The sequence below is a fragment of the Rheinheimera sp. SA_1 genome, assembly GCF_001669775.1.
Classification (GTDB): domain Bacteria; phylum Pseudomonadota; class Gammaproteobacteria; order Enterobacterales; family Alteromonadaceae; genus Pararheinheimera.
Map to the genome: position 1 here is coordinate 574,358 of NZ_LXWK01000015.1, position 24,757 is coordinate 599,114.

At 45.3% G+C, this 24,757-nt stretch carries 23 protein-coding genes; all 23 read right to left on the reverse strand.

Annotation, left to right across the window (positions count from 1 at the left end):
* Nucleotides 1–20: 20 nt before the first annotated feature.
* The 23 genes from A5320_RS09880 to flgB all read right to left on the reverse strand — a co-directional run bounded on the left by A5320_RS09880 (nt 21) and on the right by flgB (nt 24,709).
* A complete protein-coding gene (locus tag A5320_RS09880) occupies nt 21–1,166 on the reverse strand; it encodes a LegC family aminotransferase (RefSeq protein ID WP_068063919.1) in 1,146 nt (381 codons plus the stop codon).
* 8 nt (nt 1,167–1,174) lie between these two features.
* Nucleotides 1,175–2,149, reverse strand: a complete 975-nt coding sequence (locus tag A5320_RS09885; protein ID WP_068063921.1) for an NAD-dependent 4,6-dehydratase LegB — start codon at nt 2,147–2,149, stop codon at nt 1,175–1,177.
* A gap of 10 nt (nt 2,150–2,159) precedes the next feature.
* Nucleotides 2,160–4,985: a motility associated factor glycosyltransferase family protein gene (locus tag A5320_RS09890; RefSeq protein WP_068063924.1), complete on the reverse strand. Its 2,826-nt coding sequence runs from the start codon at nt 4,983–4,985 to the stop codon at nt 2,160–2,162.
* A gap of 16 nt (nt 4,986–5,001) precedes the next feature.
* A complete protein-coding gene (locus A5320_RS09895; protein WP_068063926.1) occupies nt 5,002–5,304 on the reverse strand; it encodes a hypothetical protein in 303 nt (100 codons plus the stop codon).
* Nucleotides 5,305–5,313: 9 nt separating this feature from the next.
* Nucleotides 5,314–5,754: a flagellar export chaperone FliS gene (fliS, locus tag A5320_RS09900; RefSeq protein ID WP_068063928.1), complete on the reverse strand. Its 441-nt coding sequence runs from the start codon at nt 5,752–5,754 to the stop codon at nt 5,314–5,316.
* 9 nt (nt 5,755–5,763) lie between these two features.
* Nucleotides 5,764–7,191 (reverse strand): flagellar filament capping protein FliD, encoded by a 1,428-nt coding sequence (gene fliD / locus A5320_RS09905; RefSeq protein ID WP_068063930.1) that lies wholly within the window; start codon nt 7,189–7,191, stop codon nt 5,764–5,766.
* Between the two features lie 25 nt (nt 7,192–7,216).
* Complete coding sequence (locus tag A5320_RS09910) at nt 7,217–7,621, reverse strand: flagellar protein FlaG (RefSeq protein WP_068063932.1); 405 nt, start codon at nt 7,619–7,621, stop codon at nt 7,217–7,219.
* 66 nt (nt 7,622–7,687) lie between these two features.
* Nucleotides 7,688–8,515, reverse strand: coding sequence for a flagellin N-terminal helical domain-containing protein (locus tag A5320_RS09915; protein WP_068063934.1), 828 nt, complete (start codon nt 8,513–8,515; stop codon nt 7,688–7,690).
* A gap of 468 nt (nt 8,516–8,983) precedes the next feature.
* Nucleotides 8,984–9,811 carry a flagellin N-terminal helical domain-containing protein gene (locus A5320_RS09920; RefSeq protein WP_068063936.1) on the reverse strand — a complete coding sequence of 276 codons (828 nt, stop codon included), beginning with the start codon at nt 9,809–9,811 and terminating at the stop codon, nt 8,984–8,986.
* A gap of 186 nt (nt 9,812–9,997) precedes the next feature.
* A complete protein-coding gene (locus A5320_RS09925; RefSeq protein WP_068063938.1) occupies nt 9,998–10,828 on the reverse strand; it encodes a flagellin N-terminal helical domain-containing protein in 831 nt (276 codons plus the stop codon).
* A 236-nt stretch (nt 10,829–11,064) separates the two neighbouring features.
* A complete protein-coding gene (locus A5320_RS09930; protein ID WP_068063940.1) occupies nt 11,065–11,895 on the reverse strand; it encodes a flagellin N-terminal helical domain-containing protein in 831 nt (276 codons plus the stop codon).
* 345 nt (nt 11,896–12,240) lie between these two features.
* Nucleotides 12,241–13,467, reverse strand: a complete 1,227-nt coding sequence (gene flgL, locus A5320_RS09935) for a flagellar hook-associated protein FlgL (RefSeq protein WP_068063941.1) — start codon at nt 13,465–13,467, stop codon at nt 12,241–12,243.
* A 2-nt stretch (nt 13,468–13,469) separates the two neighbouring features.
* Entirely contained in the window at nt 13,470–15,500 is a 2,031-nt protein-coding gene (gene flgK / locus A5320_RS09940; RefSeq protein WP_068063942.1) for a flagellar hook-associated protein FlgK, read from the reverse strand.
* A gap of 88 nt (nt 15,501–15,588) precedes the next feature.
* On the reverse strand, nt 15,589–16,851 hold the full coding sequence (flgJ, locus tag A5320_RS09945) for a flagellar assembly peptidoglycan hydrolase FlgJ (protein WP_068063943.1): 1,263 nt from the start codon (nt 16,849–16,851) through the stop codon (nt 15,589–15,591).
* A 1-nt stretch (nt 16,852) separates the two neighbouring features.
* Nucleotides 16,853–17,956: a flagellar basal body P-ring protein FlgI gene (locus A5320_RS09950; protein WP_068063944.1), complete on the reverse strand. Its 1,104-nt coding sequence runs from the start codon at nt 17,954–17,956 to the stop codon at nt 16,853–16,855.
* Nucleotides 17,957–17,971: 15 nt separating this feature from the next.
* Nucleotides 17,972–18,649, reverse strand: coding sequence for a flagellar basal body L-ring protein FlgH (flgH, locus tag A5320_RS09955; protein ID WP_068063945.1), 678 nt, complete (start codon nt 18,647–18,649; stop codon nt 17,972–17,974).
* Between the two features lie 16 nt (nt 18,650–18,665).
* Complete coding sequence (flgG, locus tag A5320_RS09960; protein WP_068063947.1) at nt 18,666–19,454, reverse strand: flagellar basal-body rod protein FlgG; 789 nt, start codon at nt 19,452–19,454, stop codon at nt 18,666–18,668.
* Nucleotides 19,455–19,477: 23 nt separating this feature from the next.
* Nucleotides 19,478–20,221: a flagellar basal body rod protein FlgF gene (locus A5320_RS09965; protein ID WP_068063949.1), complete on the reverse strand. Its 744-nt coding sequence runs from the start codon at nt 20,219–20,221 to the stop codon at nt 19,478–19,480.
* Nucleotides 20,222–20,456: 235 nt separating this feature from the next.
* Nucleotides 20,457–21,536 (reverse strand): thrombospondin type 3 repeat-containing protein, encoded by a 1,080-nt coding sequence (locus A5320_RS09970; protein ID WP_157605764.1) that lies wholly within the window; start codon nt 21,534–21,536, stop codon nt 20,457–20,459.
* A gap of 264 nt (nt 21,537–21,800) precedes the next feature.
* Complete coding sequence (flgE, locus tag A5320_RS09975; RefSeq protein WP_068063951.1) at nt 21,801–23,129, reverse strand: flagellar hook protein FlgE; 1,329 nt, start codon at nt 23,127–23,129, stop codon at nt 21,801–21,803.
* A 20-nt stretch (nt 23,130–23,149) separates the two neighbouring features.
* Nucleotides 23,150–23,845 carry a flagellar hook assembly protein FlgD gene (locus tag A5320_RS09980; protein WP_068063952.1) on the reverse strand — a complete coding sequence of 232 codons (696 nt, stop codon included), beginning with the start codon at nt 23,843–23,845 and terminating at the stop codon, nt 23,150–23,152.
* A gap of 10 nt (nt 23,846–23,855) precedes the next feature.
* Nucleotides 23,856–24,269 carry a flagellar basal body rod protein FlgC gene (gene flgC, locus A5320_RS09985; RefSeq protein WP_068063953.1) on the reverse strand — a complete coding sequence of 138 codons (414 nt, stop codon included), beginning with the start codon at nt 24,267–24,269 and terminating at the stop codon, nt 23,856–23,858.
* Entirely contained in the window at nt 24,269–24,709 is a 441-nt protein-coding gene (gene flgB / locus A5320_RS09990) for a flagellar basal body rod protein FlgB (RefSeq protein ID WP_231916702.1), read from the reverse strand. Before flgB ends, flgC begins: the two co-directional genes overlap by 1 nt.
* Nucleotides 24,710–24,757: the final 48 nt, after the last annotated feature.

The window sequence follows — 24,757 nt, forward strand, 5'->3', positions numbered from 1 at the left end:
TCCAAGCTGACAGCTTTACATTAAAGCGTTTCGCGAACTGAACTGGGCAAATTAACCAAATGCTCAGCCAGATGCTCAGTTACAGCTAATTTGGTGCGAATACAGTGCTGATAGATAGCAAGTTGATGCATGGGTCGCCAGGCTGGGCGCAACATAATGCCCTGCTCTGCAGCACTCTCCAGCCATTGTGTTTTTACTTCAGCTGAAGGACAAATCACGGCATTGAGCCAGTAGTTGGACCGGGCATAAGTCGGCTCTTTGATACAACGAAACTCAGAGCCTGCAAAAAAGTCCTGATACAAGGCAGCGATTTCGCGTTTATCCGCGATGAAACCATCCAGTTGTTCCAGTTGCCCGCAGCCCAAAGCTGCATTCAGATTTGGCATACGATAATTAAAGCCATAGTCGTCATGCACAAATTCATAACTATGTGGGATTTTGGCTGTGGTCGTCAGATGTTTAAGCGCCATGCCGTCATTAGCATCAGCACAAAGCACCATGCCACCACCACCCGTAGTAATAATTTTATTCCCATTAAAACTTAAAGTGCCAAAACGGCCAAAAGTACCGGTATGTCTACCTTTATACAAAGAACCCAGACTTTCAGCAGCATCTTCAACTAACACTAACTGCCATTGCTGGCACAGTAGCATTAGCTCATCCAGCTGAACCGGGTGACCAAAAGTATGCATAGGTACAACTGCCCTTACCCTGCGCTGACTTTTGATATGAATACAGCCTTTTTCCGTCAATTCACATTGTTGCTGTAAAAAATCAGCCAGCGACTTTGGACATAAACCAAGACTAAGCTCAGAGACATCAACAAATACTGGCTCTGCACCTGACCAATGAATAGCATTACAGGTAGCGACAAAAGTAAATGACTGAGTCACCACCAAATCATTGTTTATCACGCCTGCCGCATATAATGCGGCTTGCAGCGCTGCAGTGCCATTCATGACCGCGACGGCTTTAGATACCTTGCAGTACGAGGCTAGATCAGCTTCAAACCGGTCAACATAAGCTCCTACACTGGAAACAAAAGTAGAGTCTAAAGTGTGCTGTACATAAGCTGATTCCTGTCCGACAAAACGAGGAGCATGCAAAGGGATAAAATCCTTTGTCTGGTAAAGCTCTCTGATAAATTCAAACAAGTGCTGGTGCATAACTGCGTCTACTTATTATATTGGCTAGCTTTATAGCGAGCCAGATGCTGTGGCTGAGTGAACCAGTCGATAGTGCGGCGTAAGCCTTCAGTCAAATCAAGTTCTGGTGAAAAACCAGTTAATTGTACTAGTTTGCTGTTGTCGCCCCATAATCTAAACACTTCAGAGCCCGGGGGGCGCAATCGTTGTTCATCCATGATGAAATCAACATCACTTTTCATCAGGTTGCGGATCAAATCTAAAGTATCGGCGACAGATATCTCATAATTTGAACTGATATTCACAGTCTCACCAATTGCTGCATCGCAACGACTGAGTAATTCAAAACCTGCACAGGTATCAAGGACATAATTAAAATCACGGGTTGGACTGGTATCCCCCAACTTAATCTGTGTCACACCGGTTGCAATCTGACTGATTATCGTCGGGATCACTGCTCTTGCAGACTGACGAGGTCCATAAGTATTAAACGGCCTGGCAATGATGACTGGCAGCCCGAAGGCACTGTAATAACTCATGGCCATCGCATCAGCACCAATTTTGGAAGCGCTGTAAGGTGACTGTGCCTGCAAAGGGTGTTTTTCGTCGATAGGAACATATAACGCCGTACCATAAACCTCGCTGGTTGAAGTCTGAATAAAACGCTTCACGCCAGAATCTAAAGCCGCCTGACACATATTAAGAGTGCCGGTTACGTTTGTTTCAACATAACTTTGAGGCGCAGCATAAGAAAATGGTATAGCAATTAAAGCTGCCAGATGAAAAACAGTGTCGATCCCTTGGCATAATTTGCGGCAGAAAAATGGATCCCGGATGTCCCCTGCTACAACTTCAAGGTTGTTATTTGATACACCATCAAGCCAACCCCATGAATTAAAAGAGTTGTAACAAACCAAAGCACGAACCTGATAACCTTGCTGGAGCAGCATTTCAACCAGATGTGAACCTATAAATCCATCTGCACCAGTCACTAATACTTGCATTGCTGACTCCTTAAGCGGCCGGAGGCGTAAATAAGTAGTTGACATCAACCGCATCACATTCTAAAGCATGGTTCAAATACAGCTCCTCGCCTTGTTGCAGATAATCGCGCCAGTGAACTAAAACCTGATTAAATGTATTCAGAAAATCTGGTGTTTCTTCATTGATATTTGCTGCGAGCTTGGTCAGGATGCCGGCCATATAATTGGCACTGCCATGAAACAAACAAAAAGTAGCGTCCGTATCACGAACAGCTCGTTGTTTCAGCAGATTCCACTGAGCCGCAATCAACGCTTTCGCTTCTTCTTGATTAGTGACGTCTTCGGATAACAGTGATTGCCACTCGGACATGGTTTCACTAAATACTTCAGGTTTGAATTGATTTAAAATCTCATCAGCAAAGTGGCTCACTTCAGGATAATAAGCCTGTTCAAGCAACTCGGTGTAAGATGTGTTTTTATCAATATCGTTTTGTGACAGTAAAATATTCTCTGGATATAAGCTTACTGTTCCAGCAATTTTTACACCATCACTGCAGTTGTAAACTTCAACTTTGCGACCCGCCTTTGATATCGCCTGTTCCAGCAGCTTCCGGGAAACATCAAACTCAGGTTTGGTGTACACCATACTTCGGAAATTGCCCGTCGCCGGCACTCCGCCGCCATGTCGTGCAAGATAGTTGTATGCCTGAGAACCGTCAGCTTTATAATAAGATGAGTGTTGCGAATGGTGCTGATTAATATCAATAAATCCCAAATCAACACCGAAGAGGTAAAACAGCTTAAAACCCATTTTAAGGGTGTAGTTCAACACTAGGTTCGTCACCGTCGGATAGGCATATGACAATGACGCGGCTTTAATTCCGCGCTTTTTTAATCCATTATTAAATACATAGGTCGATGCTTCGCCGTCTTTAAAACACAACAAAGTTTCTTTAAATAATGCAGCAGTATCCGGATGGATCCCATTTACACTGAGCAACGTAATTGCTTTGAGGTATACCGGATCGTCGATTTGGGTAATCCAGTCATAAGTTGCACGATTTTGTTCGATTTCCGCATGGAAATCGGGACGAATGTCATTTTTATACAAAGAGCGAAGTGCGGTTCCACAGCTGATTACAATTACCTGGTCTCTATATTCTTTTATATATTCAAAGCTATTATCTAAACTAGGACCATTACCAATAATAAAAACCGGCATATCGAATATCGGCAAATCACTATATTGGCTATTATCATGTCTTAAATACCGATGATGATTGACCAGACTGTGATACGTATGCGCTATTCCGAATCGCGCGTGATCGTAATATTCACCAAGTGCAAGTACAACTTTTAATTCTGAACGCAGCTCGGAAATAGCTTTTTGCATACCAATGTTGTAGTAAGTGCTTAACATATATGTATTAGCTATAGAATAGGCACCAACCTGATAAAACTGAGCCATTAGATCATAAAAGTAATGACTGCCGTCGCCACCTAAATTTAGATATACCCTGCTTTGCTGCTCATCAGCCCGATTGAATAAATCGGCCCAGTCTGTGACATATAAACTTGCAGCGAAAAAATCCAGATTAGGTTCACAAATGAATAAATTTTGGATTTGATGTGCCTGGCTTAGCAACTCAATATGTTTGCCTAGAGCAACGCCAAAAATGATTAACGAATCAACTTTTTGTGGCAACTGACTTTGAGTGTTTAAAATCTGTTCGATCAAAGGCTGCATTTCCTGAACCTTTGAAAAGTGAAGATATTTCATAAGCTTACGCGATACCCGCTGGTTCAGTATCACATCATCTTTATAAGGGTGATTGACAAAATATTCAACCAATTGCGCCGTCTCAGATTTTTCATCAAGATGAAATAAAGCGCGTCGCTGTTGATGATACAAATTCATTTGCCCAGCAGAATCAACAACCAGTTGCCAGGCTCTCGTTTTATGCTCAATCAGCGCTTTGTGAACTTTTGGATAGAACTTTTCAAAAGCTGCGATATTTTTTTCGTACAATGCTTTCGCTTGTGGGTTATCAACAGGTCTAACATAACCATTTCCAAGCACATTCCCTGCACGCTCCGCCACATAGTCCGCATAATCTTTGTAGGGTGTAAAAATATGTGAGCTTTGCAGCAGCGCTTCGCTGTTGCCATGGTTTTTCATCACATAAGCGATAACGTCATCCATCATCGGGTGAAACTGGTGGCGATAGACAAAAATTTCATTAAGTTCAGGATCAAAATCGAGAAGTTCTTGCAATTCTGCCGGTAACGCATTCGCCTCGCTACCAATTTGCAGAAAAATGTGGGTGCCAACTGCATGTGCTGTGTCGAGAATTTCACGCCAATCAGCGGCTTGAGCTGAACAGGCAAACACATCAGCACTGGGCTCGTAAATCACCATAAAGCGGATACGGCTACTGGAAATTAACTCGAGCAAATGCAACCCCAGCCCCATGCCAAACACCAACATTACATCGACTTTCGCTGGCAAGGGCTGATCCCGCCACGCTTGTTGGTCAGCGCCATTTTTAAGACAGAAATAACTGGCATGCTGAAAATAATCCGACAATTCATTCGCGACTTCCTGCATCGGATCTGCCGTATAAAATACCCGGCCGGTCGCAAAGTCGACAATATTAAGCTGTTGTTGTGCGGTACAAAATATTGAAAATTGCTGCACTTCATGCTCTTCGAGCATCTGTAATACGGAGGGAATATACTGTCTGAAGGCGTCAATATTTTGCCGGATATTCCGGCTGATCAAGGGGGCAACAGCACGTTCAAGTTGCTTTTGCTGTTCTTCGTCGTCCAGCAATTGGTAATTGATGTATTTCAGCATAACCGCCAGCTTTTGCTTAGTTGTTGTCGCCGTAGCTTTGCTGAGCTCTTTTGCCTTTTTGCAGTTGCAATACTTTCGCCGCTACGGCGTCTTTTTCAGAAGATACTTGTTGTACTATCAGAGTAACCCACTGCAAGTTATCTGCCAATATACTTTCTAAATCAGCAGGATCGGTGCTTTCGCTGCAGCAGCTTTCAAGGCTTTGTTGATAGGTTTGCCAAAGTTCGGCAAAAAGTTCGATGGGGTAAGCTTCGGTTTGCAGCAACATCTCGATATCATCGCGTTGTTGCTGCAGTTGGACGGACCAAGACAAAGTCAAAACAAATACTCAGGCTGTCGCCAGGTTGGCCTGACCATTTTTTTCAGCCAGTAAAGCGAAGCCTTTTTCACGGTCGGCCACTGAAATTTGATCCCAAGCCGATTTGATTTTTAACATGATGTCCATCACATCATCAATTTTAGCCACGCTACTTTCACGACTCGCCTGCATTAAATGGTTCACCATAAAATCGTAAAGTGACCACAGGTTCTCAGAAACTTCTCCACCAGCGGCCATGTCCAGCGAGTTTTGCAGCGCCGCAATAATGGTCATGGCTTTGGACACTGATTTTGATTTCACTACAAAATCTTTACGCTCAATTGCACCTTTGGCTAATGCCATATTCTCCAGTGAGCCTTGCATAAGCAACTGGATCACCCGGTGTGGATCGGCAACAGCCAGATCATTCTTAACGCCCACCGATTTATATGCTTTGATGCCGTAACTCATGTCCTACTCCTAACCACCGATTCTCGGTAAAGACGCCAATTGTGATGTTAAAAATGAAGAGGTACGTTGCAAACTACCTAACTGACTATCGAGTGCGCCGTAACGCTGACGCATGGTACTTTCAAAACTAAACATATAAAGTTCAAACGCTTCTTTATCTTTACCGTTCTTTTTTATTTCAGCTTTTAAGGCTTCCTCTTTGCCGGCTAATAAACCACCACGCTGGGTGAATTCAGTCGACAACTTCGTTGAAAGCGTACCCAAACCGTCCTTGCTGGTAAATAAACTGCCAATCAAATCGTAATTTTCATTCAGAGCTTTATCCAGGCGCTCCCGACCAGATAAATTACCGAATGAACTTTTGGCTTGAATCTCCATTTTGCCCTGGTCAGTAAAGGTAATTCCCAACGCATAGAGGTTATTTAGTTTGGGATCGGCAGTTTTGACAGCCCCAGTCATGATCGAACTGACCTGGCTCATGATGCCTCGGACCATCGAATCGCCGTTTAAATCACCACCTTCCAGAATAACGGTTTTGCCATCTGTCGACAGCATCCGGTTACGGCTCAAAGTCTCGACTTCTGTCACTAAGGCGTTGTAAGAATCCATAAACGTCTTAATTTTATCTTCGGCTTGTTTTTTATCAGTGGCAATTGTCATCCGGGCATTATTGCCGTCCGGAGTGATATTACTAACAGTAAGCTCTGTGTCCTGGATAGCATTGCTAAAAACGTTGGTTTTACTTTTTGTAAGAATGCCATCTATAGTAATCACCGCATCAGCAGCATTTTTGGCAACAACTAGACCGCCAGTGGAGACATTGTTTAATTCGGCATTGTTATTGGTGACGCTTAGATTATTACCAAGACCAGTCACATTGGAAGTTAATACCAGCTTAGTACCAGTATCACTACTATTAATTAAGTTAGCGCTGACGCCGAAATTGCTACCGGTGCTATTAATTTTCTGTCTGAGCTGGTCAAGCGTCATATTCGCGGTAACGTTGACTTCAAAGCTTTTTGTGCCAGCACTGAAGGTCATTTTTCCTGCTGTGGTACTGACTATACTGCTGGCAGAAGCAAAGGCTCCCCCCGCGGTTTCGAGCCGGCTGCCTTCTGCAAGAGCATTCACTTTGATATCAAAAGAACCTGTTGCTGAAGTTGTTTTTGCTTTCGCTTCTAGATAGGTTTTATCGTCGGTGGGTTGTTTAACGGTGGTGGTACGGGCCGACAGGTTTTCTGTACTTAACGCTTTTACTGAATCCTGAAACTTCGACAACGCGGATTTCAGTTTACCAAAACCGGAAAGAGATGAATCAAGGCCTTTGCTTACTTTTTCTAACCGCGACTCTTTGCTTGCACGCTCAACCTGAACAAGCTGTTTAACCAGCGATTCCAGATCAAGACCAGAAGCGGTACCTAATGCGGTTATGGCCATGATTCACTCTCCGTATTTATGTTTACTACACTTTACTGTCGATCAACAAGCCTGTTGCCGACCCTAAGTCTTCTTGCAACCTTTTGATTGCACTTGCCATTCGTAATACTTCATCGCCCGGAATTTGCCGGATCACGTCTTTGGTTTCAAAATCGATCACTTTGACTACAGCTTTGCCAGAGTTTTCATCGACTGAGAAATTTAACGTACGCATTTCTGCATTAACAAACTGGTTAATACGTTCAACAGCTTCACCTAATTGCTTTGGTGTAACCTGCTCTTCAGGCTGCTCCTCAACTTTGTCGGCTTCGGATTGTTGCTTAGCAATGATATCAGTCACTTTCGTGCTTCTCAGGTCAACTGCGGTGTTACCTTGAGTAACCTGAGTCGCATTTGTGTTGCTGAAACTGCCGGTGATTACTGAGCTCATATGCACTTACCTTTTATCGGCTGCTTAAACGGAGACTTGAATTAATCTCCGCCTTCAGCATTAAGATTAGCCTAATAATGATAGTGCAGATTGTGGCCTGGTGTTGGCCTGAGCCAGAATCGTTGTACTGGCCTGCTGCAATATCTGTGCCCGGGTCAGTTCAGCCGTTTCTTTCGCAAAGTCAGTGTCTTTGATCCGGCTACGAGCAGCGGATACGTTTTCCACGATGTTACTTAAGTTACGGATAGTAGACTGGAACCGGTTTTGAATCGCACCTAAGTCGGCACGTGCACCATCAACAGCTTTGATTGCGCTATCGATGCTGGCTAATGCTGCTGACGCACCTGCCACAGACGATACTGACAGGTTATTAATTTTCAGGCCTGATGCGCCATAACCACCGCCTGTCCGTGAAATATTGACACTGATGGTTTGACCGGCATTGGCACCGACCAGAAACTTCGCTGAATAATCGCCTTTAAGCAGATCCACACCACCAAACTGTGTGTTTTGAGCGATACGGCTGATTTCCGTTTTTAACGCTGATACTTCTTTTTGCAGTGCTAAACGGTCAGAAGAACTGTTAATACCGTTTTGTGACTGAACCGCTAACACCCGGATCCGTTGCAGTGCAGTGGTAATTTCGTCCATTGCACCTTCAGCAACCTGGGCTACAGAGATACCGTCATTGGCATTACTGATTGCTTGGTTCAGACCATTGACCTGGCTGGTTAAACGGTTACTGATTTGCAAACCAGCAGCGTCATCAGCGGCGCTGTTAATCCGAAAACCAGAAGACAAACGTTTGTAGGCGGTATCCAGCGCGCCACCAGAATTTAATAACTGCCGTTGGGCATTTAATGAGGATACGTTGGTATTTACTGCTAAAGCCATGAGCCACTCCTTAAGTTTTCAGCAGCCTGCAAGCCACATTCAACTTGGTTTTGTTACGCGGAATTCCGCAATTTACGCCAGACTGCAATCTGGCTTAACTTAGGTATCGGCAACCAACTTCAGGACTTTAATAAAAAAAGGCACTTTTTTTCCTCAAAGCGGCAATTATTTGCAATAGACATTTATTTTCAACAAGTTACGTCAAAAATTATTTTTAAAATAAATTAAAGTTTTCGCTAAAGCGGCATTAAAACGAACTCCGATGCCTAAAAAATTGCGTAATTGAATTGGAATTGACGTGTAGACTCAGGCTATTTCAGAAGAATTAAAGTTGAGAACATCGGGATGGGCAGCGTCCGACATCAGGGGACGAACGACTATTTACTATAGTCAAAAAAAGAAAACCGGACTGGATAAGAGCCCGGTTGTTCTGACATGTGGCACCGAAGGTAGCAGCTGTAAAGTATATTAACCTAACAGCGATAAAGCAGACTGTGGCCGCTGATTTGCCTGAGACAGGATAGTAGTACTGGCCTGTTGCAGGATCTGCGAACGTGTTAATTCTGCAGTTTCTTTAGCAAAATCAGTGTCTTTGATTCGGCTTCGTGCAGCTGACACGTTTTCCACAATATTACTCAGGTTACGAACAGTTGACTGGAAGCGGTTTTGAATCGCACCCAAGTCGGCCCTTTTACTATCAATCGTTTTAATCGCACTATCGATACTCGCTAAAGCGGCTGATGCTCCAGTGATCGACGAAACCGACAGATTGTTAATTTTCAGACCAGAAGCACCAAAACCACCACCAGTACGGGACAGATTGACACTAATGGTCTGGCCAGCGTTTGCACCCACCAGGAATGTTGATGAATATTTACCATCCAACAACTTCACACCACCAAACTGCGTGGTCGTACTGATCCGGCTAATTTCAGTTTTCAAAGCTGACACTTCTTTTTGCAGCGCCACACGGTCAGATGAACTGTTAATACCGTTTTGTGACTGCACCGCTAACACCCGGATCCGTTGCAGTGCAGTGGTAATTTCATCCATTGCACCTTCGGCAGTCTGAGCCAGCGAAATACCGTCATTGGCATTTCGGATGGCCTGGTCTAATCCCTGGACCTGACTGGTTAAACGGTTACTGATTTGTAATCCCGCCGCATCATCAGCTGCACTATTAATGCGAAAACCTGATGACAATCTTTGGAACGACGTATCCAGTGATTTGCCAGAATTAATTAACTGACGTTGTGCATTGAGCGCCGAGACGTTCGTGTTTACATATAATGACATAGTGTCATCCTCCGGTTACATTATCTTAGCCATAAAAGCTTTCCTCTTTATTAATTGGTGCGACCCGAGACATCGTCATTCAGGGTCGTGCCATAAAGTTGGTTGTTAAGCCGGTAAATCTGAATGCGCCGGCTCTGTCAATTTGTCACTACATCAGCATGTCTAAAGCATTAATCCGCGGCTGGATTAGCCCTGTAATAACGACAATGCTGATTGAGGTCTCTGGTTTGATTGCGCCAAGATAGTGGTACTGGCCTGCTGCAGGATTTGCGAGCGTGTCAGTTCAGCAGTTTCTTTGGCAAAATCGGTGTCTTTAATCCGGCTACGAGCTGCCGATACGTTTTCAACAATGTTTGATAAGTTGCGGATGGTGGACTGGAACCGGTTTTGAATCGCACCTAAGTCAGCCCGTTTTGAATCTATAAGCCCAATAGCACTATCAATACTTGCCAGCGCACGTGATGCACCAGCCAGGCTACTGATCGACAATTGGGTAAGGCCAAGCCCTGAAGTACCGAAACCGCCACCAGCACGTGAAATATTCACACTAATCGTCTGGCCAGCATTGGCGCCAACCAAAAAGGTCGACGAATACTTACCGTCCAGCAGCTTCACACCACCAAACTGCGTTGTAGAAGCGATTCGGCTGATTTCTGCTTTAAGTGCAGACACTTCTTTTTGAAGCGCCAAGCGGTCACTGGAACTATTGATACCGTTCTGTGACTGCACCGATAACACACGGATACGTTGCAGCGCGCTGGTGATTTCATCCATTGCACCTTCAGCAACCTGCGCGAGTGAAATACCATCGTTGGCGTTACGAATGGCTTGATCCAGGCCCTGAATTTGACTGGTTAAACGGTTGCTGATCTGCAAACCTGCCGCATCATCAGCAGCACTGTTAATGCGAAAACCTGACGACAGCCGTTGAAATGATGTATCAAGTGTTTTACCTGAGTTAATCAATTGCCGCTGAGAGTTCAACGACGAAACGTTGGTATTGACATATAAAGCCATAGTATATCTCCTGAGCTATTTAAGTAATCAGCGAATACTTCTTTTATTTTAATTTCGCTTAATTAATGTATCGGCACAGGATTTTTATACTTTAGAGATATATTCAATATTATTTGAAATTAAATAAACGACAGATATTTAATTCAATAAATAAAAAAGGCCACACAATAAAGCGTGGCCAATGAGCAAAAAGCTCAGGAGTCGTTGTTAAATATAAAGCCGGTCTACTAAACTTATTAACCTTGTAACAATGATAATGCTGATTGTGGTCTTTGATTCGATTGCGCAAGGATCGTGGTACTTGCTTGCTGCAGAATTTGCGAACGAGTTAGTTCTGCAGTTTCTTTAGCAAAATCAGTATCTTTGATTCGGCTTCTTGCTGAAGACACGTTTTCAACAATGTTTGATAAGTTGCGGATTGTTGACTGAAACCGGTTTTGAATCGCACCCAGATCAGCACGTTTTGAGTCGATAATACCAATCGCACTGTCGATGCTCGCTAAAGCCCGTGACGCACCGGCCAGACTGCTGATAGATAAATTAGATAAACCCAAGCCTGAAGTTCCAAAACCACCGCCGGTACGTGAAATATTGACACTGATAGTTTGGCCAGCGTTTGCACCAACCAGAAAAGTTGACGAATATTTGCCATCTAACAGCTTCACGCCACCAAATTGAGTTGTAGAAGCGATCCGACTGATTTCTGCCTTTAATGCCGATACTTCTTTTTGCAGAGCCAGACGATCACTGGAACTGTTGATACCGTTTTGTGATTGCACCGACAGAACTCGGATCCGTTGCAGTGCACCGGTAATCTCGTCCATCGCACCTTCAGCAACCTGCGCAAGCGAAATACCATCATTGGCATTACGGATTGCTTGATCCAAACCCTGGATCTGGCTGGTCAAACGGTTACTGATTTGTAAGCCTGCGGCATCATCCGCAGCGCTGTTTATCCGTAAACCAGAAGATAAACGTTGAAACGCAGTATCTAATGATTTACCTGAATTGATTAATTGTCTCTGTGAGTTCAACGACGATACGTTGGTGTTTACATATAAAGCCATGATATTATCTCCTGAGTTATAATTTACCGGTTATTTATTGTTTGTTCCGGCTTAATTAATGTATCGACTCAGAAATCATAAACTTTAGATATTTTTTAAAAAACATGCCAATAAACAACAATAATTAATACTTATTTTATCGTGCGTTATGTATCGGCAGACGCTGTTACAACTTGAGAGATATTTAAATTTTTTTCCAAACTTGCTCAAACAGGTGGAATGTCCACTTGCTATAGCGTCGTTATTCAAGAAAATGGGCATCGGTGGGAATTTGGACAGCAGCTCAACGCTGACGTTTCTGTCGTAACGTCAGATGTTTACCATCAATAGAAACCCAATAATGTGCTAACGGATGTAATCGAACAAACTAGTTCCGGTCACTTTGTTGAAAGTCGCCTGAACCGCCTGTAATGCGGTTTCTTGTTTGGTAAGTTCGGTAATAGCCGATGCATAATCGACTTCATAGATGTCGGCACGGTATTTTTTATTGGACAATTGCAAATCTTCGTTACTGTCAAAAATATTATCAATGCTATTTTGGCGGCCACCAATGGCAGACACGGTACCATCAACTTTTAGAGCTGCACTATCAATTTGTACCAGTGCATCCGCAATCTTTTCTGCCAATGCATCGCCACTTTGCAAATCGCGCTCAACCGCATTGATAATATCGGTTAAAGTATTGAGAATATTGCTCTTCGATGGCGGAGGAAGAGAAAAATCAACAGTACCCGGCGCCGGTCCATTAGCGGTTATACTTAACCCTTTAAAGCTAATAGGTTCGCCCGGTGTATAACCACCGGTGACAGCCGGAGTCAGGCTTGCGCCATTACGGAAAATCTCATAGGTATTGCCTGCAGCAATCTGCACTCGATAGTTGTTATTTGCAGCAGTCACACCATCATAATTTTTCTGATAAAACTGATCAAAAGCACTTTGATCTTTCACCACAATTTTTGCTGAAGTGACGCTGCCACCAGCTACTGGTAGGGTTGTTTTATTACGTGCATTGACATCTTCAAAAATGTTTTTACCACTGTCGTTGCTTGGCAAGGCAACTGATGGTGACACCTGCAATGATTTTTGTCCCTCATCACCATTAAACTTGTAATAGCCAGTTGCAACGTCAATGCTGTAACTTTGGGTTTGTTCTTGGTAGCCAGAAAACAAATATCCGCCGTTGGCATCTTTTTGATTCATTAAATCAAAGACTTCAGAACGAATGTTTTCCAGCTGTTTAGCCACCGCACTACGGTCTAACTGCGAGTATGCACCATCGCCAAGCGACACTGTGAGTAACCGCGCCTGATCCATTGATTTGCGAATACCAGATAAAACTGTCTCTTCAATGTTCAGGCTGTTTTTCAAACCGATGCTATTGGCCTGATATTGGTCGGTTTGGGTGATTTGTTGATCGAGTGCCACGACGCGTGCCGAACCTGATGGATCGTCAGCCGGAGTCAAAATTTTGGTTTGTTTTTCTAATTGCGCACTTGCAGTAAGCAGTTTGTCCTGTGCCCGTAAAATGGCAGACAAACCGTGTTCATACTTCTGATTAAATGAAATGCGCATAATTACCTCGCCGCAGCCAGTAAAGTGTCAAAAATCGATTGCGATGTTGAAATGATTTTAGCCGCAGCGGCATAAGATTGCTGAAACCGGATCAAATTTGCCGCTTCTTCGTCCAAATTAACGCCAGAAACTGACTCATGCCAAGCAGTCGATTGCTCTAACAATGAACTAGAAGACTGAGCGGCAACTCTGATTTGACTGGTTTTTTCACCAACAAATCCAACCATCGCGCCATAGGCTTCGTTAAAACTATATTTGTTATCGGCAGTCGCCGACGCAACTGCAGTTTTTCTCATGGTATCTGTTGTTTGAAGTTGACCAAGTTTAAGACCATTGCGATTGTCTTTAAAGCCGCCGTCGTTATAACCCAGTGTAAAAGTGTCGCCAGCTTTGGGTACACCAGTAATCGAAAAATCAAATCCATAATTATTCAGGCCGGCTGACGCCAAAATATTGTTGTATTGCCCGCCGGCCATCACTGCAGTGGTGCCAACTAAAGTGTTGGCACTGTCTCGGATTTCAAATTGGTCGCCACCGATAAACCGTATTTCAAATGGTGCACCATCCAGTGTGCCTGGCGCGCTGAATTCTGACGTCGCAGGATCCGTGTCAGTTACTTTGATATCCCCAAACTTACCATTACCTAAGTTGTTGATATTAAAGTCCCCGCGCAACGGACCGGCCAGAGCCAAATCTTCACCACGGGTCGTGGCCAGTTGAATATTCTGCGCAGCAGAAGTTAATGGCTTCAGGATAAACTGGTCTCCGTCGGCAAAAGCACCAACAGAGTTATCCAGCGTTACTTCAAAACCATACAAAAAACCGCCAGTGGCATTCCCGGTATTAAAGGTCGCTGGATAGCCGGTAATGGTACTGGTCACAGCAGATCCAGCAATTGCTTTACCGTTATCATCCAGAGCTTCCATGGTGAATTGGTCTGGCGCGGTGAACGTAACGATAAAATCATTGGGCGGGATATCAACACCTCGACCAGGCTCAATTTTCGCAGTCACCTGACCAGCGCCGGTATTCAGATCCAATGCCATTCCGCCAAACGTTGGAAAAGTAAAAATATCTTTCCCTAGCTGACCATTCGCATCCATACCCAATTTATTTTGGGTATTAAAACTATCACCGAACGCCAACGCCAACTGCCCCAACCGGTTTTGGGTTGGTTCCAGCATTTTTGACCGAAACTCCAGCAAACCGCCAATTTTTCCACCCAGTTCGTTGCTGTCGACATCCAACCTCACGTTACTGTTAAAATCTAACTGCAGCTTTACAACCTTACGATCAATTTCCGGATCACCCTCGGCACTGAGCATATTAAATTTGCCTTGCTCAAGTACCAGAGACTGACCAGTTGCCAGAAACACCAGTTTTTCGCCATTGTTTGCATCCAGGGTCGTGATTTCCATCAGCTCGGAAAGTTTACGCAGTGCTTCATCACGCTTATCCAATAAATCAAGCGGGGGCGGCGTATTGATCCCACTTCCGTAACTGGCTATCTCTTTGTTCAGCAGTGCCACGGTGCCAACAGCAGAATTTGCTTCGTTGACATAGGTATCAAGCTGTTGGTTGATATAGGTCCGTTGTTCCAGCACTAAGTTAGATAAGGTATTAAATTTATTAATTAAAGTTTGCCCACTCCCCAGAACCAACTGCCTTGAAGAATTATTCGCTGGGTCGTTGTTGGCGGCCTGAAGCTGCTTAAATAAGTCGGTAACGCCGGTAGAAATACTATTGGCGGAATTGGCAAACAAGGTATCGACTCGGGTTGCTTCTGCTAAGTACTGGCTGGTAAAACCAACATTTGACGTATCCCGCCGCAGTTGACGCAACGTAAACTCGTTGACGATACGGTCTGTCGTCCCGCGCCCGACACCCATGCCTAAGATAGCTGAATCGTATTCCGTCGATTGCCGGATATAGCCTTTGGTGTTCAGGTTAGCGATATTGTTTGACGTCGTACTCAGCAAACCATTGCTGGCAAGTACACCGGATGTGCCTATTCTAAGCAAATTGTCGGACATGGTGAACTCCTGCTACTTCAACAATACGAACGACCGCGAACGGCTCTGAGTGATCTATTGGTTTCATCAACTTTGCTACACTGATGACTTACTGTTGTTTTCCTAGCAAGTTTCGCACCTCTTTAAACGAGCTGCCTTCCAATACCGACAATATTTTTTGAGCATAGTTCGGATCTGTAGCATATCCGGCAGCCTGCAGACGCTGAAAATAAGCTTTGGTGTCGCTGGCTACTGACAGCGCAGCTTGATAACGCGGATTCGATTGAATTAAATCGACATAGTCATGCAAACTTTGCTCTGCATTGTCGTATGCCCGAAATTTAGCTTTTTCCTTTTGGGCTACTCCCTCACGATATTCCAGTGTATCAACCACCGCAACCTGCCCTTGCCAATTTGCCTGGGCTTTGATCCCAAACAAATTATTGCTGTTCTGACCCGCAGTATTTTTAAACATCCGCTGTCCCCAGCCGGTTTCCAACGCTGCTTGCGCAATCAGTGCCAGCGGCTCCAGACCTAAACTGGCTGCAGCTTTTTCTGCTGCCGGTAACAAGCTTTGAATAAACGCTACTGGATCGCTGCTATCAATGGCTGCAGGACTATCGATGCTTTGTGCGGATTGCTTTGCCTTCAAGTGAGCAGTGTCCGGCACGACCACAACTTCAGTTGATGCCGGTTTCCCAGTGCCAATAGACTGCGGCGCTAGCTGCGGCAATTGCTTTGAAAAAGTCGCTGGTAAGCCAAAAATAACTTCGGCAGCCAGTTGTTGCACACCGGGTTGGGATATTTTGTGCTGCAATCCGGACTGCAATGGTGAATGTTCTGGCGCAAGTTGAGTTGCTGCACTCATCGGGGATACTGTTTCAACCGGACTTACCGCTTTGGGCGCTGGTGCGATGATCCGCTCCGGATCTAACTGACGGAATCCTGTTCGGGCAACCGGCAATGCCATCATCTGCTGCTCACCCGGCTGTTTGAAGTTTTTTTCTTTCGGCGGATCAAATCTTGACGGCGCACTAATTTGGCTGGCAGCTTTGGTATCACTATGCTGTGGTGCTAATTGTTGCACCATCAGATCGGCGAGCCCCAAAGCCCCTTTCTTGGATAATTCTGCCGACATCTGACTGTCATGCATATCACGGAAAAATTCAGTGGCCTGACTGTTTAACGGATTATCGGCTTCAAAAGAGGCATTGGCTTTGCGCATACTTTGCATCAGCATGCCCATAAATACTGACTCAAACTGCTGCGCCGCTTGTTTGATGGCGGCTGTCTCATCCGTTTTTGCTGTTGCCCGCAGTTGATGGAGGCTCGACAAATCATGGTAAGAGGCATTCACATCAGGCGTGGTCATCTTAGATCACCACCAGCTCACCATGAATGGCACCGGCTTCTTTTAACGCTTCCAGAATTGCCATCAGATCGCCAGGCGCGGCGCCAACAGCGTTTACAGTGCTGACCAATTCGTCCAGTGTGGTGCCGGGATCAAATTTGAACATCCGTGAACGGTCTGGTCGCACATCAATAATGGTATTTGGCACCACGACGGTTTCACCTTCCGCCAGTGGATTCGGCTGACTGACTGTTGGATTTTCAGCAATAGTGACTGTCATACCGCCATGGGTAATTGCCGCAGGAAACAACCGCACTTCTTTACCGATGACAATGGTGCCGGTACGGGAATTAATAATAATTTTCGCGGCGTCAGATGCAGGCTCAAATGTCAGGTTTTCCAGAGTCGATAAATAGGACACCCGTTGCGTGACGTCCCGTGGTGCACGAACCTGAATTGAACGCGCGTCCAGCGTACGTGCGGTATCATCGCCAATAAAGGTGTTAATGGCGGCAGCCAGATTTTTGGCGGTGGTAAAATCACCACGATTCAGGTTAAAAGTGATGTAATCGCCCTGAGCAAAAGGTGTGACCACTTCACGCTCGACAGTTCCGCCGTTCGGCACGCGGCCAACAGTTGGCGTATTCACCACGACTTTTGAACCATCAGCACCTTCTGCACCCAGACCACTGACAATCAAACTGCCTTGCGCTACTGCGTATACCTGACCGTCCAGACCTTTGAGAAAAGTTTGTAATAGAGTGCCGCCCCGAAGTCCTTTCGAACTGCCAACAGAAGATACCGTCACGTCAATATTCTGGCCTGGTTTGGCAAAGGCAGGTAACTCAGCATGCACCGCAACAGCCGCAACATTCTTTATTTGTGATTTCATACCGGCCGGCAAGTTAATGCCAAAATTGGCCAGCATGGTTTTAAAACTTTGTTCGGTGAACGGACTTTGTTCCCCTGTTCCGGGTAAACCAACCACCAGACCATAACCAACCAGCTGGTTGGAACGCACGCCTTCGACCGAGGCGACGTCTTTAATTCTGGCCGCTTGCGCTTGAAAACTGCTTCCGACGCAGACAATCAGGCTCAATACTGCAATCCAGGATGTTGTTTTCATGGGAATTCCCTCAGCCTAAAACGGCCACAACACAGTAGAAAAAAACCGACTGAGCCAACCAGGCCCTTGTCCGCCATGAGTTGCGCCAGTGCCACTATATTCAATCCTGGCGTTGGCGATCTTACTTGATTCCACCGTATTTTTTGCATCAATATCTTCTGGCCGGATCACACCGGTTAAGCGGATATATTCTTTCCCAGTGTTCAGCGTCAGCCATTTTTCACCGCGGATCACCAAGTTGCCATTGGCCATCACCCGCAGCACATTGACAGAGATGTCGCCAGTCAGACTATTGCTCTGATCTGCTTTAGAATCTCCTTTAAAATCGCTGCTGGAATTGATCCCTAATTGCAACGCATTGCCAGCGATGCTGACATTTCGTCCATCTAAACCAATCATTGGATCAATAGAGTTGGAACTATCTTTGCCAAACTCGGTTTTGGCCTTTTTTGATGCCTGAGTATTTTCGCGCAGCACCACGGTAATAATGTCGCCTTCCCGACGCGCTTTGTTATCCGAATACAAGCCATTGGACATACCTGCAGCAAATAAACTACCCGTTTGCAGCACAGGTTGTGGCTCGGGTTCCGGCGGCAACGGAGCAAACGCCGGGTCATCCGGAAAGGCTTCCGGCACATAACTGGCGCATCCTTGCATTAAGTACAACGCGAACAAAGCAATAACAAGACGCATAACAACCTCCACGCCGTTACAGTTGCTGAATAGCGAAACTGAGCATCTGATCAACTGCTGAAATGACTTTCGAATTCATTTCATAAACCCGCTGACTTTCAATTAAACCGACCAGTTCTTCAGTGACATTGACGTTAGAAGACTCCAGCGCGCCCTGCACTATGTAGCCAATCCCTTCAAGGCCTGGCACCCCTTGCACTGGGTCACCACTGGCTCCGGTTTGGCGGAATAAGTTCTGCCCAATTGGTTCCAGTCCGGCCGGATTAATAAAGTTCGTCACAATCAATTGGCCAAGTACCGCATTCTCAGGCTGACCCGGCAATTTCACCGATACTTCACCGTCCTGAGAAATGTTAATGTCAGTTGCTTCAGGCGGAACTGTAATGGTGGGTTGAATTTGATATCCCGCACCGGAAGTGACCAGGTTGCCTTCACTGTCAGTGGTAAACTGGCCGTTGCGGCTATACGAAATACTACCGTCCGGCATCAGTATTTCGAAAAAGCCAGATCCCTGAATCATCACGTCCAACGCATTGTCGGTTGTCATATGATTACCTTGGGTAAAGTTCTTCTGTGTCGCCACCACTTTGGTACCGGCACCGAGCATCAGACCGTTCGGCAATTCCGAGTTTTGTGAGGATCGGCCACCGGGCTGATTTACATTCTGGTACAACAAATCTTCGAACACTGCACGGCTTTTCTTGTAGCCGACAGTACTGGCGTTAGCCAGGTTATTTGATATCACCGAAATATCACGCTGCTTGGCGTCTAAACCGGTTTTGCTGATCCAAAGAGCTGGATGCATGGTGTCCTCCTGAGCTTAATGCTCTAGATGATGCGTAAAAGCTGGTTTTGCTGACGATCCATCTCTTCAGCGGTTTTCATCATTTTTACTTGTAATTCAAATTGTTTCTGTAGACTAATCAGATACGTCATTTCACCAACGGCATTGACATTACTGCCTTCCAGCGCACCACTTAGTAAATTTACGCTGGCATCTGGTTCTGCAATAGCACCGTCTTTTCGACGGAATAAACCATCGTTGCCTTTAAACATGTCCGGGTTTTCCGGCTTGACCAGTTTGATCCGCCCAACTTCGACCATTGCCGTCGCCGGAGCGCCTTGTGGTACCGCCTGAATGCTGCCATCTGCAGCAATATCAATTTTCGCCAGTGGCACCGGCAGTTGCACCGGACCACCATCACTTAACACATTCAGACCAGAAGCTGTCTGTAAAAAACCTTCAACACTGATTTTCAAATTGCCACTACGGGTATAGGCTTCCTGACCATCAGCATCTTCCACTGCAAACCAGCCATCGCCCTGAATGGCAACGTCCAGCTCATTTTCAGTGATTTTAATTTCCCCAGCGTCAAAATTCTGACTAGGCATTTCGGTCATCGCAAACACCCGACTAGGCAGACCATCACCAAACGCCTGCATCGAGCGTGCTTGTTCCAGATCTGCCTTAAAGCCATTGGTATTGGCGTTGGCGAGGTTATTCGCCCGCACAGCCAGCGCATTCATATTTTCTTTAGCGCCGCTCATCGCGATGTAAAGTAAGTGGTCCATGTGCTGCTCCGTGGTTGAAGAAATAAGGTTTAAAAAACCTGTGATAAAGGATTAAAGCAAAGAAGATGCCAGATCTTGTTTCAAGAATTTAATTTGGGAGAGAAAAAAAGTAGGAGAAGGCTTACTAACGCTCAAGTAATTGAAATTAAAAAATTTAATTTAGAAACTAGGCAAAAAAAAGCTACCATAATTGTGGCAGCTTTTCAGAAATCAGAACCATGATGATCTGAAAGATTTATTCTGGTTTGCTGCTCGCAATCTTTGGATCTGTGCCAGCATAATATTCCTGCAAATTTGAATAACCATCAGCGTCTGTATCCAGATCGGCATCCGTCAGCAGGCTATCGGACAAGCCATGAAGTTCTTCGTACCAGGCAGGTAAACCATCGAGGTCTTTATCGCTGGCATCACCATAAATGGCTTCCGCGGCGTAAGAAAGACTTAGATTATAAGCACTTGAATTATAGCCATTAGTTGAAACGGTTAATGCGGCATTGACCGGTATATTCGGGGTTTTACTAAACAATGTGCCCATATCTTTGCATGCCGCTGTTTTCAACTGAACAGGCGCTTTAGCAGGCTCAACATATGAAACCACCATTTGGCAACTCATTTGAGAGTTTAACCCACCAACACCACCATTTAACGGTTTCAAACCGACAAATGCGGTATAAGGTGCTTCGGGTGCGCGCACATTCACCAACATACTAAATTGGCGCGAACCACCTTTCAGCGGAAACTGTTTGTATTGGCTGACGTTCACTTTTTTTAATGAACTGGCCGCTGGAGGATAAATCGGAGGAGTGCCGCCATCTGGTGGTACTGGACTATTGACCTTAGTCGGGTCCGTGTTGTGCAGATATTCTTGCAAATTGCTATAACCATCACCATCTTTATCGAGCAATGCATCCGCTGAATTAGCATCATTAAAAGCCCAGTTGGTTTCAAACCAGGATGGCATACCATCACCATCGGCATCAATCAGGGTGCCAAAACGGAAAATGGACTGGACTGTAACACTCGATTGCGGCTGGCTAAAGTTAGCATTATAAACTTCCATCGTGGCATGAATAACTGAAGGCGACGAAGTTGGCATTTTAAAATGTTGGAAAAAACTACCGGCACAGTTAAAGGTTCCTAAGGACTTACCTGCTGAATCGGCAAGTGCTAAATCACAGTTCACGCCAGCAACACCTGCATTATTGACGCCAAGCATCACAAAAGCATCCATATTGGACGGTTTCATTACGTCAAAACGAACAATTTTCCGTTCACCTTTTGGTAGTGAAAATACATGTTGTTGTAGCTGATCCATGGTACTGGCACTGACAGAACCAGCAGCCAGAGCTAACAAAGTACCAAAGCCCAATTTCATTTCCATTGTTACTCTCCATTTACATAAAAAACGACTTTATACATAAAAATCAGACAGATAACAATGAATTTATATGCGTAACAGATTGATTTGTAACAACTTAATTAGCCGCCTCTAATTTTAAAGTGATGTTATTACAGAGTTGCTCAAAAAAAATACCGGCACAAAGGCCGGTATTTGCAATAGATAAAAGATAAAGCAGATTTAGCGGATCTGTAACACGGTTTGCTGCAGCGAACTGTTGACTTCAAGAGCCCGCGAGTTGGCCTGAAAGTTCCGCTGTGCTGAAATCAGGTCAACCAATTCATTCGTCAGATTGACATTGGAGTTTTCCAACGCTGACGAGTTAATAGCACCTAAAGTCCCGGTGTTGGCTTCACCTGCCAGAGGTTCACCTGAACGAAGACTGCTTTTCCAGGACGTATTGCCGGTTTGGGTTAAACCCTGCGGGTTGGCGAATTTCACCATGGCAATTTGTGACAGATAAGTCTGGTCACCGTTGCTGTAGCTGGCCATCACTTTTCCGGAAGCATCAATATCGATACTGGTTAAACGACCGACAGTGGTACCGTCTTGACTCAACGAGCCCACTTCAAACTTTGAAGAATACTGCGTAGGCAACCGTGTTGCTGCCTGATCATTAAAGTTTACTGTCAATGGAGTGGTAAACTGCGCACCATTCTGCAAGTAGTTAACCGTGTTTAACGTTGCCTGAGGGATTACCAGATCGGGTAACGATGCCGTAGTAGGAACTTCCGGCACACCATTGGCGTCAAAACGAATCGTAGTTGGACCAAAATACGAGCCAAGCGCTGGAGGAATCGCGGTCTTGTCATCAAACACAGCATATACTTCCCAGTCGTTGTCTGTCGCGGTGGCAGTACGACGAAAGTAAAACGACAATATATGTGGTTCACCCAAGCTGTCATACACTGTGGTCGAAGTGCCCGCAGTGTTGTTATAGGTAGTTTTGTCCAATGGGTTGAATGTTGCCCAACCACCGCCTGGTGCCACGTCTTTTGAATTGAGGTTCATCGTCAAATACACATTCGACGTTGACCTTGGCGCACCGGCTGTACTCGGAATTTGCACTGGTTTAGTGGTACTTAAACTAATGGAACTGACTGCTCCTGAACTTGCGTCGACCGGATAACCCTGCAAATAATTGCCGTTGTTATCCACAATAAAGTTCTCTTTAGATAACTTAAAAGCACCAGCACGGGTGTACGACATATCGCGGTCGGCAATACTAGGAGTCATGGCAAAAAAACCATCACCAGTAATGGCTAAATCAAGCGAGTTGTTGGTGAATTTCAGCGCCCCCTGACTGAATTGTTGCGCCACCATTGAGGTTGACACACCGTCCCCCACCTTGGTACGGGCGGATGAAAAAATGGAGCCTGCATACACATCGGCAAATTCAGCACGGGATTCTTTAAAACCGGTGGTATTGACGTTGGCAATGTTATTTGCCGTGGTATCCAGGTCTTTCTGGGCTGCTGCCAGACCACTTAATGCAATATTAAAACTCATAGTTCACCTCGTTGACGGACTTAGCCCGCTGCAATTTCTAAAATATCTGCCAGTTTTTTCGCGCCTAAACCGTACAGATTTAATGTCATGTCACCTGTACCTTTGCCAAGCGTCACGCTGGTCACAGGTACATAAGAAGAAGTTGGCAGCGCCTCGGTTTTGCCGTTAATGGAGGCTTCAACTTTGACTGTATACATGCCTTTGGGCAGCGCTTTTTCGTTGTCGTCTTTCCCATCCCAGACAAAATCGAACTTACCACTGGCCGGGTTTTCCACGGGCTCTGACCGAACCAGCTCCCCAGCTGCGTTATAAATTTTCACCGTCATTAAACTGGTATTGGCTGGTACTTCTGTTGACCCCATCGCCATATTAGTGCCATCAAATGGCACTTTATCCGAGCTTACCCGCACTGTTCTGCCAACCAGACTTGAAGCCTGCAAAGCCTGATTTGAATTCATACCGCTGGCAAACTCTTTAAAGTTGGTATTAAGCGAACTAATCCCGTCGGCCATGGTAAAGCTGGTCATTTGCGCAATCATCTGGTCGTTTTCAACCGGCTTGGTCGGGTCCTGAAAAGCTAGTTGTTGAGTTAGCAACGCAAAAAAATCGGATTGAGTCAGTGCTCCGGCTTTTTCGGCATCGGTCTTCTCTTTGGCAGTACTTTGCTTCAGGCTATCAATATAACTTGGTGTGGTCGTTGAATTAATTGTCGACATGATTTACTCCTTATCGTTGTCCGAGTGTCAAAGTTCGGCTCAGCATCTGCTTCGCTGCATCAGCAACCTGCACATTCGCATCGTAGGAACGACTGGCGGAAATCATGTTGGCCATCTCTTCCATCACATTTACGTTGGGTTTGTAGATAAACCCTTTTTCATCTGCTAACGGGTGACTTGGATTGTATTCAGTGGTCAAAGGGGCATCACTTTCTACAATACCCAATACTTTCACCCCTGCGCCCTGCTCTTCCTTGGCACGGTCAAATTCAGCAGCAAATACCGGATGCCTGCCCCGATATGTTTGATCAATGCTGCTACTAACGGTATTAGCGTTAGCAATATTGCTGGCGGTGGTATTCAAACGCAGCGCTTGTGCTGTCAGTCCGCTGCCGGCTATATCAAAAACCCGATATAAACTCATTAGGATTGCCCTCCAACTGCTTTTTTCAAGCCGCTGATTTTGCTATTTAAAAAATTCAACGACGCCTGATATTCCATGCTGTTTTGGCTAAACGCATTTCGCTCGCGATGAATATCTACGCTATTCCCATCACCAGTGTCAGTTTGTTCGACATTCCGGAATTTCACTTCCTGCTGCATGTCAGTGGAAATTTGAAAGTGTTTTTCATGAGTGCGGCTAATAGAAGAAGATTGTCTGGACTGCGCATTCGCCAGCGCTGTACCAAAATCCAGATCTTTGGCTTTGTAACCCGGCGTATCGGCATTGGCAATATTGTCCGCCAATATCGCTGAGCGCTTTTCTCTCAGGAGCATACCTTCAGGGTGAAGACCGAACGCCTTTTCAAAACTAATTGCCATGTTGCTGCACTCTCGTCGAATCTCGATAAGAATTATTAGCAAAACTTAGGCCAATAGTTACAAAAGACTATGGGGAAGAAAAACTATCTG

Coding starts and splice junctions, on each gene's coding strand:
- A5320_RS09880 (WP_068063919.1), bottom strand. CDS start 1,166: ATGCACCAGCACTTGTTTGAATTTATCAGAGAGCTTTACCAGACAAAG.
- A5320_RS09885 (WP_068063921.1), bottom strand. CDS start 2,149: ATGCAAGTATTAGTGACTGGTGCAGATGGATTTATAGGTTCACATCTG.
- A5320_RS09890 (WP_068063924.1), bottom strand. CDS start 4,985: ATGCTGAAATACATCAATTACCAATTGCTGGACGACGAAGAACAGCAA.
- fliS (WP_068063928.1), bottom strand. CDS start 5,754: ATGAGTTACGGCATCAAAGCATATAAATCGGTGGGCGTTAAGAATGAT.
- fliD (WP_068063930.1), bottom strand. CDS start 7,191: ATGGCCATAACCGCATTAGGTACCGCTTCTGGTCTTGATCTGGAATCG.
- A5320_RS09910 (WP_068063932.1), bottom strand. CDS start 7,621: ATGAGCTCAGTAATCACCGGCAGTTTCAGCAACACAAATGCGACTCAG.
- A5320_RS09915 (WP_068063934.1), bottom strand. CDS start 8,515: ATGGCTTTAGCAGTAAATACCAACGTATCCTCATTAAATGCCCAACGG.
- A5320_RS09920 (WP_068063936.1), bottom strand. CDS start 9,811: ATGTCATTATATGTAAACACGAACGTCTCGGCGCTCAATGCACAACGT.
- A5320_RS09925 (WP_068063938.1), bottom strand. CDS start 10,828: ATGGCTTTATATGTCAATACCAACGTTTCGTCGTTGAACTCTCAGCGG.
- A5320_RS09930 (WP_068063940.1), bottom strand. CDS start 11,895: ATGGCTTTATATGTAAACACCAACGTATCGTCGTTGAACTCACAGAGA.
- flgL (WP_068063941.1), bottom strand. CDS start 13,467: ATGCGCATTTCATTTAATCAGAAGTATGAACACGGTTTGTCTGCCATT.
- flgK (WP_068063942.1), bottom strand. CDS start 15,500: ATGTCCGACAATTTGCTTAGAATAGGCACATCCGGTGTACTTGCCAGC.
- flgJ (WP_068063943.1), bottom strand. CDS start 16,851: ATGACCACGCCTGATGTGAATGCCTCTTACCATGATTTGTCGAGCCTC.
- A5320_RS09950 (WP_068063944.1), bottom strand. CDS start 17,956: ATGAAAACAACATCCTGGATTGCAGTATTGAGCCTGATTGTCTGCGTC.
- flgH (WP_068063945.1), bottom strand. CDS start 18,649: ATGCGTCTTGTTATTGCTTTGTTCGCGTTGTACTTAATGCAAGGATGC.
- flgG (WP_068063947.1), bottom strand. CDS start 19,454: ATGCATCCAGCTCTTTGGATCAGCAAAACCGGTTTAGACGCCAAGCAG.
- A5320_RS09965 (WP_068063949.1), bottom strand. CDS start 20,221: ATGGACCACTTACTTTACATCGCGATGAGCGGCGCTAAAGAAAATATG.
- A5320_RS09970 (WP_157605764.1), bottom strand. CDS start 21,536: ATGGATCAGCTACAACAACATGTATTTTCACTACCAAAAGGTGAACGG.
- flgE (WP_068063951.1), bottom strand. CDS start 23,129: ATGAGTTTTAATATTGCATTAAGTGGTCTGGCAGCAGCCCAGAAAGAC.
- A5320_RS09980 (WP_068063952.1), bottom strand. CDS start 23,845: ATGTCGACAATTAATTCAACGACCACACCAAGTTATATTGATAGCCTG.
- flgC (WP_068063953.1), bottom strand. CDS start 24,269: ATGAGTTTATATCGGGTTTTTGATATAGCCGGCAGCGGACTGACAGCA.